Here is an 18,730-nt window from a genome sequence, read left to right as displayed (position 1 = left end):
TATCATATACATTTACGGCTATGATTAACGAAGGTTTCAAATTTTTTTTCTTTAATATGCTATTATGCATCGATTTGAAAAAAATTAATCATTTTGCAATGGGGGAGTGCGGTATGGAAGAGCGCTATCCGGACGCTTACTTGCATTATTTAATGGAATATCATGCTACACGCGACTTTTTCGAATGCCATGAGCTGCTGGAGGAATATTGGAAGGAGCATCCCGGCGATTCGCGGGCAGAAATTTGGGTGGGCTTGATTCAACTGGCTGTTGGTCATTATCACTTGCGTAGAGGCAACTATAACGGCGCCCGTAAAATCTACGCGAATTCGCTGCAGCGTCTAAACCTGCAAGCACTGGAGGAGCTCGGAATTGACGGCAGCAAGCTGCTGCATGCACTAGAGCACCGGCAAGAGAAGCTTCTAGCAGGTGAGTTAGTCGGCTATGAGGAGATGGATTTTGACCTCATCGATCCGCAGCTTGCGTCAGAAATGCAGAGTCGCTGCCAGACGGCGGGACTGCAGTGGGGAATAATAGAAGGCATCGAAGCCGCAGTCATCCATCGTCACAAGCTTCGCGACCGCAGCGAGGTCATTGCTGCAAGAGCAGCAGCTGCAGAATTGAAAAAGAAGAGCCGCCCTGGCGCAGTATAGCGCAGTGGCGGCTCTCTTTTTTATAGAAGCAAATTATGCTTTAAGGTTTTTGTAGCCATCGACAATCAGATCCAGCTCACCGGTCTCAGGGTTGATTGCCAAGCCGTGTACAGGAACATTTGCCGGCAGCAGCGGGTGGTTCCGCACGATGCCAACGCTTTTTTCCACACTTTCCTTGACGTTGTCAAAGCCAGTCAGCCAGCGCATCAGGTTGAGGCCCGAGTTGCGGAGTGTCTCGATTGTATCTTCGGAAATGCCGCGTTCAAGCATATGACCAACGACAACTTCCGGATCAAGACCAGTCATGCCGCAATCGTGGTGGCCGATGACGAATACCTCGTCCGCTTTCAGCTCATAGACAGCGACCAGCACGCTTCGCATCAGGTTGCCGAAGGGCTGCGTAATGATGGCGCCCGCGTTTTTAATAATTTTGGAATCGCCGTTTTTCAAATTCATTGCTTTTGGAAGAAGCTCAGTCAAGCGAGTGTCCATACACGTAACGATAACCATTTTGCGATCCGGAAATTTGGTCGTCAAATATTGCTCGTATTCTTTTTTCTCGACAAAGTTGTTGTTGTACTCCAAAATTTGCTCCAATTTGTTCATTTCCAGTTCCTCCTTGAGCTGTTGTACAGTAGCGTTAGTTTTTCACAAAACGCAGATCAAGCGTGTAAATCTGGCTGTCGCTTTTCAAACTGAGACTATCCCGGTCCGAGTTATAATCGATTCGCATTTGCGGCTCAAAAAAAACCTCGTGACGAGGTTCGAAAAGAAACGGGAAAGGGTCGCCTTCGGCCAGCTTGTCATCAACTGTCGTCTCCTTCACAAGCTGAAGGGCAGGCACGCCGCTCATAACGCAGCCGCAGCCTTCCGTGTCATGCAGCAGCTTCAGCTGCCGGCTGCCGTCAGCTATGTATGGCGCCAGATAATCGACTGCTGAACGTGTGAATGAAATATGCATGGACAATTCCTCGCTTTCCTTGCCGCCTCGCCCATTCAAGTGTAACGGCTAAGGTTGATTATACGTTTTGTTAACGGTAAGATCAAGATAGGCAACCCTGCTATTTCTTCAACTCCAATATGGAAAGGCGGCTTGTAAAATGACCGTACATAACGAGAAAACGCTTCCTTTATTTATGGAAACGATTCGCAAAGTAAAGAGCTACGAGGAAGCGCTGGGCGTGCTGTATTGGGACCTTCGCACAGGCGCACCGCGCAAAGGAATGGACACCCGTTCGGAAGCGATTGGCGCGTTGTCCGGCGACATGTTCAAATTGTCCACTTCGCCTGAGCTGGGCGAGTATCTGACAACGCTTGAAGAGCCGCAAACCTTCGAGAGCTTGTCCGAAATCGAGCAGCGGCTAGTGACGGAAACGCGCAAGGATTACGACCGCAGCGTCAAAATCCCGCAAAAGCTGTACCAAGAATATGTCGTATTGGCCGCACAAACCGAGAATAAGTGGGAAGAGGCGAAAGCAAACAACGACTTTGCTGGCTTCCAGCCTTATTTGGAAAAGGTGATCGGCTACCAGCAGCAATTCATCGATCTATGGGGAGCGAAGGAGACGCGCTACGACACACTGCTCGATCAATATGAGCCAGGCATGACGACGAAGGAGCTGGACCGCGTATTTGGCGGGCTCCGTGAGCAGCTTGTGCCGCTGGCGGCAGCGATTGCGGCTTCTCCGCATCAGCCGGACACGTCCTTCCTTCAGCAAAATTACGACAAAGAGGCGCAAAAGGCGTACAGCAAGTTTATTTTGAACGAGATGGGCTATGATTTCGACGCGGGGCGTCTGGACGAAAGCGTTCATCCGTTTGCGACCGGACTTAATCCTGGCGATGTACGTATTACGACGCGCTACTTGGTAGACGATGTGACGAGCGCTTTGTTCGGTACCATTCATGAAGGCGGCCACGCGCTCTATGAGCAAAACATTATGCCGGAGCTTATCGGTACGACGCTGTGCACAGGAACGTCCATGGGCATTCACGAATCGCAGTCCCGTTTCTGGGAAAATGTAATCGGCCGCAGCAAACCGTTCTGGGAACGGTACTACGGCGATTTGCAGCACAAATTCCCGGGACAGCTGAACGTCCCCGTAGAGCAATTTTACCGCGGCATCAACGTTGTGCAGCCTTCACTCATCCGGATTGAAGCCGACGAGCTGACGTACAACCTGCACATTATTATCCGTTATGAGATTGAGAAGCTTATCTTCAATGAGGGAGCTAAAGCTGCTGATCTCCCGGCGATTTGGAACGATAAGTACAAGGAGTACCTCGGTATCACACCGCCAAACGATGCGGAGGGCGTGCTGCAGGATGTACACTGGTCAGGCGGTATGTTCGGCTACTTCCCGTCCTACTCGCTGGGCAATATGTATGCGGCGCAAATCGCCGATACGATGGAACGCGAACTGCCGGACTTCTGGGGAAGCGTTGGCCGCGGCGAGCTGCTTCCGATCAAAAACTGGCTGTCGGAGCGGATTTACAAGTATGGCAAGCTGAGAACGCCATCCGAGCTCATCCAGAACATTACCGGCAAGCCGCTTGATCCGCAGCATCTGGTTCATTATTTGGAGCGGAAATATAAGGATATTTATAAGCTGTAGAAGAGCGGAAGTAACGTACGTGAGGCGCTAGGTTAGGGGAAAGAAGAGGCTATTGTGATGAAACTGATCAGAGATCAGTTTTGTTGCGATAGCCTTTTTTGTGTTATTGCGGGAAAAGATGCTGCTTCGTCTAACGTGGTGCTAATGCGCTGAAGGAGGACAGGTAAAAAAGTTAGTTTGGGCTACTGGCTAGGTGCAGCTGAAACTAAGTTTGGCAGGCATGAGGATGGTACAGCGAAGCGGGTTCGCTTAATTGCGAACCGGGTTTCGCTCTGCTGGTAGCAGAAACTAAGTTTGGCAGGCATGAGGATGGTACAGCGAAGCGGGTTCGCTAAATTGCGAACTGAGTTTCGCTGTGCGAGTAGCTGAAACTAAGTTTGGCAGACCAGAGATGGTATAGCGAAGCGGGTTCGCTAAATTGCGAACTGAGTTTCGTTCTGCAAGCAGTAGCAGCAAGCTATTAATCTATTAACGAAGCTAGATTCGCTTTTGGAGAACCAAAGTTCACGGATAGCGAATCTAGCTTCGCTATAGCCGGTAAGTCGCAACTGTTGAACGTCTACAGCGAAATTTGCTTCATTAAATAGCGAAGCAGGTTCGCTGCGGCAACGACAGACGCGTTAGAGAGAGGTGAACGGAGGGGTGGAGCGTGTGCAAGCATTGCGAGGAAGCGATTAGTGTGTTGAAGGGCCGAGCAATGAGCAGCGTAGGAGCATTTTATGAACATAAGTTGTGAACGTTATTGTGTCAGACTAGTTGAAGGGAATGCATTGCGGGTAGCGAAGCAGGTTCGCTAAATTGCGAACTGAATTTCGCTATGCAGGCAGTCGCAGCAAGCTATTAATCTATATAACGAAGCTAGATTCGCTTTTGGAGAACCGAAGTTCACGGATAGCGAATCTAGCTTCGCTATAGCCAGTAAACCGTAACTGTTGAACGTCCAAAGCGAACTTTGCTTCGTTAAAAAGCGAAGCAGGTTCGCTGCAGCAACGACAGACGCGTTAGAGAGAGGTGAACGGAGGGGTGGAGCGTGTGCAAGCATTGCGAGGAAGCGATTAGTGTGTTGAAGGGCCGAGCAACGAGCAGTGTAGGAGCATTTTCCGACAGCTGCAAGAGGTTCAATGTGCCTTAAACAGTGATCCGAGGATAGCAAAGCAAATTCGCATTTTTGAGAGGCCGCTCCGTTATGGTGTGAGCAGCAAGGGTGTGGTCCGCACAGAGTCGAACACCCCGGCACGCAAGTCCTCGCGTCAGCCTCATGTCAATTCACCGCCGGGCGTTTCGCTGCATAGGCTGAAGTACTAACGACATGTGAAGAAAAACGGGAGGAATCAACATGGGCAAACGGGTGTGGATGGCGCTGCTGCTCTCTGTCGTGCTGCTGACCACCGCAGTGCTGGCCGGCTGCGGGAACGGCAGCTCGGAGAAGACGAAGGTAACCATAGGGGAAGTGACGCGGTCACTATTTTATGCGCCGCAATACGTAGCGCTGGCAAAAGGATTTTTCAAGGATGAAGGGCTCGATGTGGAACTGACGACGACAGCAGGCGGCGACAAGACGATGACGGCATTGCTGTCGGGCGTAATCGATGTCGCATTGGTCGGCTCGGAAACTTCAATTTATGTGTATCAGCAAGGTGCGGATGATCCGGTCATCAACTTTGCCCAGCTGACACAGACGGACGGTACGTTCCTGGTGGCGCGAAATGCTGACGATGCGTTTGATTGGAATAAGCTGAAGGGGAAAGTGTTCCTTGGCCAGCGTAAAGGCGGCATGCCGCAAATGGCCGGCGAATTCGCACTCAAAAAACACGGCATCGATCCTCATAATGATCTGGAGCTGATCCAGAACATCGATTTTGCCAACATATCGGCCGCTTTCGCTTCAGGCACAGGTGAGTATGTACAGCTGTTTGAGCCAACGGCTTCGATTTTTGAAAAAGAGGGAAAAGGCCATGTTGTCGCATCGTTTGGCGTGGAGAGCGGACATTTGCCATATACCGTTTTTATGACGAAGCAAAGCTTTATTAAGAAAAATAAAACGACCGTTCAGAAATTTACGAACGCCATTCACAAAGCGCAGCTTTGGGTAGCGGAAAATGACGCTGCGACGATCGCGGACGCTGTACTCCCTTATTTCGATAACGTTGACCGCGATATTCTGATTAGCTCCATCGATCGCTACAAGCAGCAAGGCTCTTATGCATCAGATCCTATCATTGATGAAGCAGAATGGAATAATCTGCTGGATGTCATGACGACAGCCGGGGAGCTGAAGGCTCGCACGGAGCATAAAGCGATCGTTGACAACACGTTTGCGGAAAAGTCTATCGAATCCGTTAAATAACCCGATATCGGAGGGAGAACAATGGCTGACGATCATCGAATGCTGGAGCTGATAGGCGTGTCCCATGTATATGTCAATGATAAAGGGGCATCGCTTGCCGTTGAACAACTCGATATCGCCGTGAACCGCGGAGAATTCGTCAGCCTTGTCGGCCCAAGCGGCTGCGGCAAGACGACGATTCTAAGCATGCTCGCCGGTTTGATCTCGCCGACGAAGGGGCAGGTATTGCTTGGCGGGGATGCCGTTTCGGGTCCGTCGACGAAGGTCGGTTATATGCTTCAGCAGGATTTTTTGTTTCCATGGCGCACCATACGTGACAATGCCGCAATCGGTCTGGAAATAACCGGCCGCAAAACGGCAGAAGCGCTGCAAAGGGTCGATGAGCTGCTTGCCGAGCTTGGGCTGCCCGGCTCCGGCAGCCGCTATCCGCATGAGCTTTCCGGCGGCATGCGCCAGAGGGTTGCGCTGGCTCGAACACTTGCGACGGAGCCGGACATTTTGCTGCTCGACGAGCCATTCTCTGCGCTTGATCTTCATATTAAGCTGCAGCTTGAGGATCTCGTGCAGCAGACGCTGCGCCGTTTGGGCAAGACGGCTATGCTCGTCACGCATGATTTGGCGGAAGCAGCGGCGATGAGTGACCGCGTTATCGTACTCGCTGCCAATCCCGGCCGTATTGTCGCCGAGCATGTCATGCCGGATGAGCTTCGCTCGGCTTCGCCTATGGACGCGCGCCGGCTTGCCGGCTTTCAGAATATATTTGATCAGCTATGGGCGGAGCTGGAAGCAGCTGAGGGAGCGGAAGGGGGCGATACAGATGACTAAGGAGCAGGATGAACTAAAAGCCGAAGTTTCCGGCATTCAGGAAGACCGCGTCAATTGGATGGAGGACCTGCATCTCCGGTTCAAAAAAAGGGCGCAGCGGCTGACTGCAGCTGTAGGAGCTACACAAATCGCCATCCTCGTGCTGTTCATTGCGCTCTGGGAAGCAGCAGGCCGGTTAAGATGGATTGATTCGCTGCTGTTCAGTTATCCGTCCAAGCTGCTTAACCAAATATGGACCACGCTGGCGGACGGTTCGCTTTGGCCGCATATCGGTATGACCGTATCGGAGACAGCGGTAGGCTTTGCGCTTGGAACGCTGCTTGGCACGGCGCTTGCCGCTGCGCTGTGGTGGTTTCCTTTTTTATCACGCGTGCTTGATCCCTATCTGGTCGTGCTCAACAGCCTGCCGAAGGTCGCGCTTGGCCCGCTCTTTATCGTGCTGCTTGGCCCCGGCTTCGTGTCGATCGTCGCGGTGACACTGTCGGTCACGGTCATCATTACGACGATTAACATTTACAATCAGTTTCGTGAAATCGAAGCCGGATTCATTAAAGTCGTCCGGCTGTTCGGGGCGAGCAGAGCGCAGCTGTTCCGGCTCGTTATTTTACCCGCGTCCTTCCCGGTCATTATCTCTGCGTTGAAGGTCAATGTCGGGCTTGCGTGGGTCGGGGTAATCGTCGGGGAATTTCTCGTGGCGAAGCTGGGTCTCGGCTACTTGATTATATACGGCTTCCAGGTTTTCAATTTCACGCTTGTTTTGTCCAGTCTGGTCGTAATTGCAGCTGTGGCTACAGTGATGTATCAGCTGGTTGCGATTCTGGAGCGGAAGTTGACGGATGGCTGGCGGGAACGGTAGGATTAAGACGTGAATGGCGCTGTGCGCCTAACGGCTTGTTGAAAATTCTATCACTGCAAAGAGGTCATCTATGGGTATTCGAATTATTAAAACTGCCTTAGCGACGATTGCGGCGATTTATACCGCTGTATATTTCGGACTGGAGCCGCCGCTCGGCGCAGGCATTCTTGCAATTCTCGGCGTTGAAGTGAGCCGGTTGAAGGGACTAAAAAGTGCCCTCGTCCGGTTTGTCGCTTCGGTGCTGGGACTTTTTTTCGCCTCGTTCATCTTTACGGTGTTCGGTTTTCATATTTGGGCGGTGGCTTTGTTCATCCTGCTTACGTTCCCGGTGCTTTCGCGTTTTCAATTAAAGGACGGAATCGTCACGAGCGCGGTTATCGTCTTCCACCTGTTCGGAAGAGAAGAGGTTAGTGTCAACGTCATTAGCAACGAGATCATGCTGTTGTTTGCCGGTCTTGGGTGGGCGACGATCATTAATATGATCTATATGCCGAAGGACAAGCATCTTCTTCAAGGCTTGAAAGAGACGGTGGAGCATAAATTTGACGTTATTTTTACCGAAATGGCGCTGACGCTGCGGGATCCCTCCCATATATGGAACGGAAGCGAGCTGCTGGAGGCGCATAATGCCATTGAAGAAGGGGCGCGCCGCTCGGTGCTTAACCGGGAGAACCGGCTTTGGGGGCAGGAGCTGTATTGGTTGAATTATTTCGAGATGCGGAGCCAGCAGCTTGAGCTCATTCAGCAGATGCTGGTGGATTTGGCGCTGGTCTATGAGCGGTGGCCGCAGAATGACCACATTGCCGAGCTGATGGAGCAGCTGTCTGAGGATGTGAAATCGGAAGTGTATACCGGTCTGACGGAAAAGCGGATGGTGGAGCTCTCGCAGCAGTTTAAGGCGATGGATCTGCCGCGTACGCGTGAGGAGTTCGAGGTTCGTGCCGCATTGCTCAAGCTGATGCATGAGCTGAAGCGTTATTTGGAGGTTGCAAAAAGACTTAAAAAAAGAAAAGTTATTTTAGAACGAGCAGAGTCATAGAATAAAGAGGGAAAAAATTCGTTGCGGCGCGGGAAAAGAAACAGTCACCCTAGACGAATGTCCTGCATACACTTTAAATGAATGATTGTATGGAGGAGGTTAAATCGATGACTATTGCAGATAAACAGCTTCAAGCTAGAGAAATAATAACGAAAGCTGTCTGCGGCAAAGGTCGTAAGTTTTCCACTGTAACCCATACCGTAACGCCGCCTCATCATCCGACCAGCATTCTGGGCGCATGGATTATCAACCATCAATATGAAGCGGTTCGATCGGGCGACGGCATTGAGGTGATCGGTACTTACGATATCAACATTTGGTATTCGTACAGCAAAAACTCCCAAACAGACGTAGCAAAAGAATCCGTACATTACGTTGAGCACATTCCGTTGTCTTATGTAGACCCGCGGCATCGGACTTCAACGGAGGAAGTTTCGGCCGAGGCGCTTCAAGAGCCGAACTGCATCGAAGCTAACATTTCGAGCAGCGGCTCCGGTGTGGTCATTCGCGTTGAACGCGAATTCGCGGTGGAAATGATTGCAGAGACGAAAGTGTTTGTTGCCGTTTTTCCAGGCGGTGCGGACGGTCTGGATGGCAAGGATCTCGACTTCAATTTGGGCGATGGCGACGGCGATTACGAGGATTTGGATCCCGATCTGCTGGACGACGAGCTGTAACTCGTGCCCTCAAGCTTTACTGTATCTTATGCTGCGAGAGCGGCAGATTCGAGGGCGAAAGCCCTCTTTTTTTTGAAAAAATTAGACGTTTGGCATCATCGGAAGCAATCGAGTGGAAGCCCGGATAAAGAAGGTGGCGGCAATGACTGCGACATGGATCTGGGATGGCGACGACGACCGGCTGGAGCGTGCAGAAAAGAATGCGCCGCCGCTGTCGTCTGCAGCTATAAGGATCTGCGGTTCATATCAGGATGTGGCGGAGGGCGATGCGGTAATCGTATTGTCCATGGGGAAAAAAATAACGCCAAGCCGTTTTCCAGGCGCCGTGCTAGTCAATGAAGGCGCCGCGGCTGCCGCTGCGATGTCCGCTGCGGAGAAGGAGCGGCGCTGGCGCCGCGCGGGGCTGGCGCGCGCGGCACAGGAGGACGAGCGCTTATACCGCGTCGTCCTGTTTCAGTTGGAGCCGATTGAGCTGATGCGATTGGATCGGCAGGGGCGGCCCTTGGGCGGCGGCGATGGCAGTCCGCAGCGCCCGGAGGGCCGTGTTTGGGGAGGGGCCGGCCGAGCGGGTGCGGCTATGCCATGGCCGGCCGATCCTGTGCTGCGGCGCGTCGTCCGGGCGGCGACGAGCGGGCTTTATGTGCTTGGCCTCGACATCGGAGAGGCCGATGTGGCGCTTGGAGCGGACGGGAGGGCAGCTGTCCGCGCGGCAAGGGCTTTGGGCAAGGCCGAGCTGTTGCGGCGATGGCCGGATGCGCTGGCGGGCTATGCCGCTGGTTATGAGGCGGCGTGTCGCTATCATTCGGATCGGACTATATTGATTGGGGCCGATCCGGAATTTGTACTCATTCGGCAGGACGGACGGGTTGCGCCGGCCTCGCGGTTTTTGGGTGAGGGAACAGGGGGAGCTGCGGGAAGCGATGCCTTGCTGGTCGGGCGGCGCATCGTCTATCCCGTTGCGGAGCTCCGTCCGGAGCCTGCGGCGGATCCGGCTGCGCTGGCAGAGCATGTCAGGCAGCTGCTGCGCCGAGCTGCCGCACGCATTAGCGACCCTTCGCTCCGCTGGGCCGCGGGCGCGATGCCCGTACCGGGGCTGGCGCTCGGCGGGCATATTCATCTGAGCGGCGTGGCGATATCGGGCCGGCTGCTGCGATTGCTCGACAGCTATACCGCATTCCCGCTTGCTCTTGTGGAGGACGCTGCCGGCCGCGGGAGAAGGCCCCGCTACGGCGCGCTGGGTGACTTCCGCCAGCAACAGCATGGCGGATTTGAATACAGGACGCTGCCGAGCTGGCTTGTGTCGCCGGCCGCGGCCAAAGCCTGCTTCGCGCTGGCGCTCCTGTGCGCCCGCGAAGCGCAGACGCTTTCGTACATACCGGCTCTTGATGAGCGGTATGTCGAAGCCTTCTATGCCGGCGACCGGGCGGAGCTCGCCGGCTGCTTGGACGGAGTTGCCGCGGCTGTTGCGGCAACGCCAAGCTATGCCGCGCTGGCGCCTTACATCGAGCCTTTGCTCGATGCGGCGCGGCGCGGTATCACATGGGATGAGCGGGCTGACATCCGGCTCAAATGGCGGATCCCGCTGCGGCTTTGATACGTTGCCATGCCGCAGCGAAGCTCGCAAAAAGAAGTGCCGGGCGCGATACCCGCCACTTTTTTTTGTGCTGTCTAGTGTGCTGTCTAGTGGCAGCAGAGGAACGCAGCTGCCCCACACTTGAAGAAACCTAGCTTCTAACACGTTGGAGTTTTAGTCGCAACAGCATTTGCCGTACTAGCATCCATCATTTAGCTCGTAGCGAACTTTGCTTCGTTCCTTAACGAACCTGCTTCCTTCCTTAGCGAACCTGTTTCGTTTTTAACGAACCTGTTTCGTTTTTAACGAACCTGTTTCGTTTTTAGCGAACCCGCTTCGCTCTTTAGCGAACCTGCTTCGCAATTTTGCGAAGCACATTCACTAATCACTCCAGCTTCGCAAATCAAAATGTAAAAGTGCATTTTGTTAGCCCCGTTTTCGCCGATTTCTCGCAACAAAATGCAAAAGTGCAGGTTGATTGGCTCAAAACGTCCCAATTAGGCGAAATCGGGTCATTTCAAATGCACTTTTACATTTTGAAGGCCATTTTGGCCTGTTTTGAGGGTTTCAAAATGTATTTTTGCATTTTGTTCCTCGTTCGGCGCTACTGAAGGCGAGTTATAGATAGGCGAAGTCAATAATCGCTCTGGAACACACTCTGCGAGATGCATTGGAGATCAGTCCGAGAGTACGCAGCCGATCAGCTGATCACACTATTTACCATCGCTGCCAACTGTGAAGCCAACTCCAAACTGTAAATCGTTACTCACTCCCGCCGCTCCAATCACCTTTCAGCTAACCTGCCCCGAGGAAGTTTCTTCTTATTCGTCCGGCAAAGGTTGGCGGCGGGAGGAATGGCTTGGTATAATAGGTTAGTTAGTGTTGCAGCTAGCTGCAGTCAGGAACGAGGCATCCGCCTTGCAATTTGTGTTGCTAGCGCCCTTGCAATTATGTTGTTAGCCGATTTGTTCGTAGCGATACGACCAGAATAGCAGCAGCGCATAGATTTGTTTATCATCTTTCAGCGCTCGTTCATCAGTTCATTTATATATAGGAGGGGCACGAAATGGCCGGCTATACCCCGATGATTCAGCAGTATCTAGCCATTAAGGAAGAGGCGAAGGACGCCTTTTTATTTTTTCGGCTGGGCGATTTCTATGAAATGTTTTTTGAGGATGCAATTGCAGCCTCGCGTGAGCTAGAGATTACGTTGACCGGAAGAGAGGGCGGTACTTCGGAAAAAATTCCGATGTGCGGTGTGCCTTATCATTCCGCGGAAAATTACATAGCCAGATTGGTAGACAAAGGCTTCAAGGTAGCCGTGTGCGAGCAGGTTGAAGATCCTGCCGCTGCGAAAGGCGTCGTTAGACGCGAGATTGTACGCGTTATTACGCCTGGTACGGTTATGGAGTCGAAATCGCTGGCGGAAAAAACGAATAACTTTATCGTCGCCGTCTCCGCTATATCGAATTCGACAGTTGGATTGTCCGCGTGCGACTTGTCCACAGGGGAGTTTTATGTAACCTCGCTCTCGTACAATATCGATGCTTTGCTCGATGAGATTAACGTGTACCAGCCGGCAGAGATCGTTGGCGACGAGAAGCTGCTGGACAAGCTGCGTGAGACGGCGGTATGGAACCGTCCCGTTCTGTTGACGCCGCGGGAGCCGATGGCGGAAGAGAAGCTGCGGCAGCAATACGAGGAAACGCAGCTGTCTGGATTGAATGAGGCACGGCACCGGGCGGTAAGCCTGCTGACCGGCTATTTGGACGACACGCAAAAACGTTCGCTCGGGCACATCCGTACGATCCGCGGCTACGAGCCGAATCAATATATGATTTTGGACCACTATACCCGCCGTAATCTGGAGCTGACCGAGACCGTTCGCGACCGCAACAAAAAGGGCACGCTGCTCTGGTTGCTTGACCGGACGCAAACGTCGATGGGAGCCCGGCTGCTCCGCCGCTGGATTGATAAGCCACTGCTTAACCGTTCGGCAATCGAATCCCGCTATGAAGCGGTGGACACGCTGTACCGCAACCTTATTCTCCGAGAAGATATCCGCAGCGAGCTGAACCATATTTATGACTTGGAGCGGCTTGTCGGCCGCGTTGCTTTCGGCAGCGCCAACGGCAGAGATATGAATGCGCTCAAGGGCTCGATTCGCCGTGTGCCGCAATTGGCTGCGCTTTGCGAAGCGTCTGGCTCGGACCGGCTGCGCAAGCTTGTTGCGAAGCTGGACGACTGCAGCGATCTCGCTGAGATGATCGAGACCGTAATCGTCGACGAACCTCCGGTTTCGATTCGCGAAGGCGGTCTGATCCGTGCCGGTTACGACGAATACCTCGATCAGCTGAGAGAAGCGAGCACGAACGGCAAAAAATGGCTGGCCGAACTGGAACGCCAGGAGCGTGAAGCGACTGGCATCAAGTCGATCAAAATCGGCTTCAATAAAGTATTTGGCTATTATTTGGAAGTTTCCAAGGGCGCGCTGGCTCAGCTTCCCGAAGGCCGCTACGAGCGGAAGCAGACGCTTGCCAATGCGGAACGCTTCGTCACGCCGGAGCTTAAAGAGAAGGAACGCCTCATTCTCGAAGCCGAGGACAAAATGGTCGATCTCGAGTATTCGCGCTTTATAGAACTGCGCGACCATCTGGCACTGCAGCTTCACCGCTTGCAAAAGCTGGCCGAGGTCATCGCCGAGCTCGACGTCTATCAATCATTCGCCACAGTAAGCGCGGAGCGCAGATTTACGCGTCCCACTGTTACGGAAAACTATAATCTCGTTATCGACGAAGGCCGGCATCCCGTTGTGGAAGCTGTCGTTGAAGACGCGCAATTTATCTCCAATGGCACTTCGCTTAAGCAAGAGGAGCAATCGATGCTGCTCATTACCGGTCCGAATATGGCCGGCAAAAGCACGTATATGCGCCAAGTTGCGCTCATCTGCATCATGGCGCAAATCGGCTGCTTTGTCCCTGCCAAATCGGCGGAAATTCCGCTGATTGACCGGATTTTTACACGTATAGGCGCGGCAGACGACCTGATTGGCGGACAAAGCACGTTCATGGTCGAGATGAAAGATATTCAGCTCATGACCGAGAAAGCGACTGTTAACAGTCTGGTCATTATTGACGAACTGGGCAGAGGGACCTCTACTGGTGAAGGGATGGCCATCGCCCAAGCGGTTATTGAATATGTCCATCATCACATCGGCTGTAAAGCGCTCGTCTCGACTCACTTCCACGAGCTGTCCCATCTGGAAGCATCACTGCCTTCGCTTGCGAATGCCTGTATGGCGGTGCAGGAGAGCGGCGATCATGTCACGTTCCTGCGCAAGCTCATTCCAGGCGCTGCCGGTACGAGCTACGGCATTTATTGCGCCCGACTGGCTGGCTTGCCGGAATCGGTGATCGGCCGGGCATACGAGCTGCTGGAGGGTGCGGAGATCGAAGCTGCTTTATTTGCGCAAATGCCTCGCCGTTCATCTGGCGGTTATACGATATTCGCGCCTTTGAATGAAACAACTGCTCCAGCGCAAGTAGCGGAAGCCGTTCGCGAGACTGCATCCGCAGCAGCCGTTCAGCTCTCTATCTTTGACGAGCCTGCTGTTGAGAAGCCTGCCGCAAATTCGGACGCAGGGAAAAGGAAAGCGAGTCCAAAAGCCGAGCAGCTGGCAGATCAGCTGCGCAAGCTGGATTTGTTCAACATGACGCCAATGGAAGCGATGCAGTGGCTTAATGATATGAAACGCAAAATCAATGAATAACGGCTGATGCCAAGCTGAAGGGAGGATTATCGCATGGGCAAAATAAAGGTGCTGGACGAGCAATTGGCCAACCAAATCGCCGCAGGCGAGGTGGTTGAGAGACCTGCTTCCGTCATTAAAGAGCTGGTCGAGAACGCCGTTGATGCGGGAAGCTCTCAGATTGACATTACCGTAGAGGAAGGCGGATTAACTTTAATCCGCGTCACGGACAACGGCTCCGGTATTGAAGCCGGGGATATCGCGACCGCATTCCAGCGGCATGCCACGAGCAAAATTGCGACGAGCAGCGATCTGTTCCGGATTGCGAGCTTAGGCTTCCGTGGCGAAGCGCTGCCGAGTATCGCGGCGGTGTCCCGCTTAACCGCTGTCTCCTCGACAGAAACGACGGGGCTGGCGCACCGGCTCGTCATTGAAGGCGGAGAGATCAAGACGGATGAGCCGGCAAATGCGCCGCAAGGAACCGATATGACCGTTCGCGATTTATTCTTCAACACGCCTGCCAGGCTGAAATATATGAAGGCGATTCAGACTGAGCTGGGGCATATTTCCGATTATATTTACCGGATCGCTCTTGCCCACCCTGGTATTGCTTTCACGCTTAAGCATAACGGCAATACGCTGCTGCGGACGCTCGGAACAGGAGACCGGCTGCAGGTTATTGCCGCTGTATACGGAACAAACACAGCGAAGTCGATGTTATCCGTCGAGGGGGAAAATCCGGATTATGATCTGCGGGGCTACATTTCCAAGCCGGAGCTGACGAGAGCTAACCGCAACGGTATGACGGTCATCGTGAACGGGCGGTACATACGCAGTCATGCGGTGAACCAGGCGATACTGCAGGCTTATCATACGCTGCTGCCGATTAACCGGTTTCCGCTTGTAGTGCTGGAGCTTGGCATGCATCCGAGTTTGTTAGACGTCAACGTCCATCCGTCGAAAATGGAGGTTCGGTTCAGTAAAGAAGCCGAACTGCGCGCGCTGATTGAGCAGTCTGTGAAGGCTGCGCTGGGACAGTATCGCTATATCCCGGGACCGGAGGCTTCGCTGAAGCAGGAACGGTCGAAGCCATTGTTTGTGCAGGATGCAATCTCTTTCCACCGGCCGCTGCCGGAAGATGCTGCGGGAACTCCTTCTGCATTGCCGACGGGGCAGCAAGCGCAGCCTCAATCGGGGCTGCAATCGCAATCCCAGTCTCAATCTCAATCGCAGCTAGAATCGCAGTCGCAATTAGGATTGCAATCCCAGTCTCAGCCACAACAATTGGAGTCACAGTCATTCTCCCAATCTATACCTCATTCGCAGCCGCCATGGCAGCCAAGCCGTTCCGCTGGGGGAAGCAAGAACGGAAGCGGGATGGGCCGAAGCAGCTACAACGGCTACAAGGAGCAGACAACGGAGTCTGTTCCTCCTGATGCAACAGAGCGGCTTTATCGGCCTGCAGAGCCGCAGAACTCGGCTTTGCGCGAGCGTCAAGCCTTCTGGGATCAAGCGGCGCCAGCGGTTCAATCCTCATCAGAAGCAGCTTTAGGGGCCGATTCATGGATGGAAGAAGCGCATATAGAGGCAGCTCCAGCCGCACAAGCACCTTCTGTCCCTTACGGAGCTGATCCTGCTGCACAAGCACCGTCTGTTCCATCCGGAATAGACGCGATTGCGCCAGCACCTTCGACTCCATCCGTAACAGTTCCGTCAGGCAACACAGCGATAGCCGGAATTGCCTCCCCCGAGGCAGCTGGGCCGGCTTCATCAGCTTTCCCGGAGCTGTATTGGATTGGACAATTGCATGGCACCTACATTGTCGCTCAAGCGGAGGACGGCCTCTATTTGATTGACCAGCATGCGGCGCATGAGCGGATCAATTACGAATATTACTATATGAAATTCGGCAACCCTGCTGCGGCAAGCCAGCAGCTGCTGGTACCGCTGACGCTTGAATTTACGCCCGGCGATGCCCAGCAACTGCGCACGATGATACATCTATTCGCCGAGGCAGGAGTGGAGATCGAGCCGTTCGGGCAGCAGACATTTTTAGTCCGCTCGTACCCCGAGTGGCTGCCGGACGGGGAGGAGCAGAGCATCATCGAAGAGATGGCGGAGCTTCTGCTTAGCGAGCGCAAAGCGATCGATATTGCGAAGCTCAGGGAGAAAGCCGCCATTATGTGCTCCTGCAAAGCGTCGATCAAGGCGAATGACCGCAAGACGAGGGAAGAGGGCGAAGCATTGCTCGCGCGTCTTGGGGCATGCAATCAGCCGTATACTTGCCCTCACGGCAGGCCGATTATCGTTCATATGTCGACCTATCAGCTTGAAAAAATGTTCAAGCGGGTGATGTCATGATCGTAACGACCAGCGATAAGCCGTCGCTAAACGCAAGCACGCAGGCGAAGCGGCTTGCTGTCGAGCTTGGTGCATCCTATAGGCCTCGCGGACGTGACACACTGCGCCAGATTGCCAGCAGTATGGAGGATTGCCGTCTGCTCGTCGTGACGGAGAGAGAGGTGCGCTTCTATGAAGGGCAGACGGAATCTCCGTTATATTTTCACCCCAGCATGGCTTTCGTACGGGTGAAGCGGCTGCGCAAAGGCGAGACTGATCCGATGATCGAGCTGTCGGGCTGCCGCGCGGGCGACCGTGTTATTGACTGCACAGCCGGCCTCGGCTCGGATTCGCTTGTCTTCTCTTATGCAGCTGGAGAATTGGGGACGGTAACGGCGCTCGAAAGCGAGCCGGTGCTTTGTGCGATCGTACGTGAAGGACTGTCGATGTATAAAAGCGGTCTTGCAGACGTGGATGCTGCGCTGCGGCGGATTGAGCTGCTGAACAGCCACCATTTGTCTTATTTGAAAGGACTGCCGGACAACAGTGTCGATATCGTCTATTTCGATCCGATGTTCCGGCAGCCGATCCATGAATCAAGCGCGATCCAGCCGCTTCGTACCTTGGCTAACGCCAGCGCATTAAGCGAGGAGGCAGTCGCTGAGGCGATCCGTGCCGCCCGCAAAACCGTCATGCTGAAGGAGCACCGGGACAGCGGGGAATTCGCCCGTCTCGGCTTCGAGAGACGGCATGTCAATACGTCGAAAATAGCTTATGGAGTGATTGAAGTTGCAAGTCATAACTAGCCAATCAGGCAAACAGCCGCTGCTCGTTCTAATTGGACCTACAGCAGTCGGCAAAACGCAGCTAAGCCTCATGCTGGCTAAGCAATACGGCGCCGAAATCATTTCCGGTGATTCGATGCAAGTGTATCAGGGCATGGATATCGGCACCGCCAAGCTGCCGCTTGCGGAACGCGAAGGCATTCCGCATCATTTGATCGATATTATCGGGCCGGAGACGCCTTATTCGGTAGCGGATTTTCAAGCTGGCTGCGTGACACATATTCAAGAAATTGCCGGACGGGGGAAGTTGCCCTTCATTGTTGGCGGTACCGGTCTATATGTGGAATCGGTGTGCTACGGCTTTCAGTTTTCGGAGAGCGGCTCTGACGAAGTGTTTCGCGCGGAGCAGGAGCGCTATGCCGAAGAATTTGGAGCGGAGGCACTGCACCGCAAGCTGGCCGAAGTGGATCCCAAGTCAGCGGAGAGGCTGCATCCGAATGATCGCAGAAGAGTTATCCGGGCGCTTGAAATTCATCATCTGACTGGCGGAACTCTTTCAGATCAGCTGGAAGGACAGAAAAAAGAATCGCCCTATGAATTATGTATTCTTGGCCTTACGATGGATCGTGCCTTGCTCTATGAGCGGATCGAGCAGCGTATCGATCTGATGCTGGAGCAGGGGCTGGTGGAAGAGGTGCGACGTCTGCTGGAGCGGGGCACGCCGCCGGGTGCTGTTGCGATGCAGGGGCTAGGCTACAAGGAAATTGCAATGTATTTGCGCGGCGAATGCAGTCTCGAAGCGGCAGTAACGCTGCTCAAAAGAGATACGAGACATTTTGCCAAACGGCAATTGTCATGGTTTCGACACATGAAAGACATCGAATGGATCGATATGGGGGAAAATTTTCACAACAATTTGCATCGGATTCATGGTATAATAGCAGGAAAGTTTCAAGTCAATCTTGAATATACTTCTAATCAATCTTTTTTAGACGGAGGTAACGTCCAATGAACAAATCGATCAATATTCAAGATACTTTCTTGAACCAACTGCGTAAAGACAATATTCCGGTTACGGTTTTCTTAATGAATGGTTTTCAGATCAGGGGCGTTATTAAAGCTTTCGACAACTTCACAATCATTATCGATAGTGAAGGCCGTCAACAAATGGTGTACAAGCATGCGATTTCGACGTTCACCCCGCAGCGGAACGTATCGCTGGCGCAAGACAACAGCGGGTCAGATTCTTAGGGCGTTGCGTCCGTTATGAAA

The 18,730-nt window shown here is 53.3% G+C and carries 15 protein-coding genes; 13 read left to right on the top strand and 2 right to left on the bottom strand.

The window, feature by feature from the left end; all coding sequences use genetic code 11:
* Window positions 1–113: 113 nt before the first annotated feature.
* On the top strand, window positions 114–653 hold the full coding sequence (locus ACFVVF_RS04485; protein ID WP_387805759.1) for a DUF309 domain-containing protein: 540 nt from the start codon (window positions 114–116) through the stop codon (window positions 651–653).
* A gap of 33 nt (window positions 654–686) precedes the next feature.
* Here the strand turns inward: ACFVVF_RS04485 and ACFVVF_RS04480 are convergent, their stop codons facing one another.
* Together ACFVVF_RS04480 and ACFVVF_RS04475 are read right to left on the bottom strand one after the other, a co-directional pair.
* Window positions 687–1,259, bottom strand: a complete 573-nt coding sequence (locus ACFVVF_RS04480) for a beta-class carbonic anhydrase (protein ID WP_387805757.1) — start codon at window positions 1,257–1,259, stop codon at window positions 687–689.
* 34 nt (window positions 1,260–1,293) lie between these two features.
* Window positions 1,294–1,614: an iron-sulfur cluster biosynthesis family protein gene (locus ACFVVF_RS04475; RefSeq protein ID WP_387805755.1), complete on the bottom strand. Its 321-nt coding sequence runs from the start codon at window positions 1,612–1,614 to the stop codon at window positions 1,294–1,296.
* 139 nt (window positions 1,615–1,753) lie between these two features.
* On the opposite strand from ACFVVF_RS04475, the gene ACFVVF_RS04470 reads away from it, so the two are divergent.
* From ACFVVF_RS04470 to hfq, 12 genes are all read left to right on the top strand, one after another.
* Window positions 1,754–3,268, top strand: a complete 1,515-nt coding sequence (locus ACFVVF_RS04470) for a carboxypeptidase M32 (RefSeq protein WP_387805753.1) — start codon at window positions 1,754–1,756, stop codon at window positions 3,266–3,268.
* A gap of 1,336 nt (window positions 3,269–4,604) precedes the next feature.
* Entirely contained in the window at window positions 4,605–5,615 is a 1,011-nt protein-coding gene (locus ACFVVF_RS04465; protein WP_387805751.1) for an ABC transporter substrate-binding protein, read from the top strand.
* A gap of 21 nt (window positions 5,616–5,636) precedes the next feature.
* The gene (locus ACFVVF_RS04460; RefSeq protein WP_387805749.1) at window positions 5,637–6,440 is read left to right on the top strand and encodes an ABC transporter ATP-binding protein; all 804 of its coding nucleotides are present in this window, start codon (window positions 5,637–5,639) and stop codon (window positions 6,438–6,440) included.
* Window positions 6,433–7,296, top strand: a complete 864-nt coding sequence (locus ACFVVF_RS04455) for an ABC transporter permease (RefSeq protein WP_387805747.1) — start codon at window positions 6,433–6,435, stop codon at window positions 7,294–7,296. Before ACFVVF_RS04460 ends, ACFVVF_RS04455 begins: the two co-directional genes overlap by 8 nt.
* A 70-nt stretch (window positions 7,297–7,366) precedes the next feature.
* Window positions 7,367–8,335: an aromatic acid exporter family protein gene (locus ACFVVF_RS04450; RefSeq protein ID WP_387805745.1), complete on the top strand. Its 969-nt coding sequence runs from the start codon at window positions 7,367–7,369 to the stop codon at window positions 8,333–8,335.
* A 107-nt stretch (window positions 8,336–8,442) separates the two neighbouring features.
* Window positions 8,443–9,012 (top strand): outer spore coat protein CotE, encoded by a 570-nt coding sequence (locus ACFVVF_RS04445; protein WP_188892833.1) that lies wholly within the window; start codon window positions 8,443–8,445, stop codon window positions 9,010–9,012.
* A 142-nt stretch (window positions 9,013–9,154) separates the two neighbouring features.
* Window positions 9,155–10,606 carry a putative amidoligase domain-containing protein gene (locus tag ACFVVF_RS04440; RefSeq protein ID WP_387805743.1) on the top strand — a complete coding sequence of 484 codons (1,452 nt, stop codon included), beginning with the start codon at window positions 9,155–9,157 and terminating at the stop codon, window positions 10,604–10,606.
* A gap of 1,045 nt (window positions 10,607–11,651) precedes the next feature.
* The gene (mutS, locus tag ACFVVF_RS04435) at window positions 11,652–14,354 is read left to right on the top strand and encodes a DNA mismatch repair protein MutS (RefSeq protein ID WP_387805741.1); all 2,703 of its coding nucleotides are present in this window, start codon (window positions 11,652–11,654) and stop codon (window positions 14,352–14,354) included.
* 33 nt (window positions 14,355–14,387) lie between these two features.
* Window positions 14,388–16,694, top strand: coding sequence for a DNA mismatch repair endonuclease MutL (gene mutL / locus ACFVVF_RS04430; RefSeq protein WP_387805739.1), 2,307 nt, complete (start codon window positions 14,388–14,390; stop codon window positions 16,692–16,694).
* On the top strand, window positions 16,691–17,479 hold the full coding sequence (locus ACFVVF_RS04425; protein ID WP_387805737.1) for a class I SAM-dependent methyltransferase: 789 nt from the start codon (window positions 16,691–16,693) through the stop codon (window positions 17,477–17,479). Before mutL ends, ACFVVF_RS04425 begins: the two co-directional genes overlap by 4 nt.
* Window positions 17,472–18,470, top strand: a complete 999-nt coding sequence (gene miaA / locus ACFVVF_RS04420; protein WP_387808830.1) for a tRNA (adenosine(37)-N6)-dimethylallyltransferase MiaA — start codon at window positions 17,472–17,474, stop codon at window positions 18,468–18,470. Before ACFVVF_RS04425 ends, miaA begins: the two co-directional genes overlap by 8 nt.
* Window positions 18,467–18,709 (top strand): RNA chaperone Hfq, encoded by a 243-nt coding sequence (gene hfq / locus ACFVVF_RS04415; protein WP_387805735.1) that lies wholly within the window; start codon window positions 18,467–18,469, stop codon window positions 18,707–18,709. The genes miaA and hfq overlap by 4 nt, the downstream gene beginning before the upstream one ends.
* Window positions 18,710–18,730: the final 21 nt, after the last annotated feature.

The organism is Paenibacillus sp. NPDC058174 (assembly GCF_042883865.1).
Lineage (GTDB): Bacteria > Bacillota > Bacilli > Paenibacillales > Paenibacillaceae > Pristimantibacillus.
The sequence above is the reverse complement of the archived record's forward strand: the minus strand, read 5'-3'. Positions and strand labels throughout refer to the sequence as shown.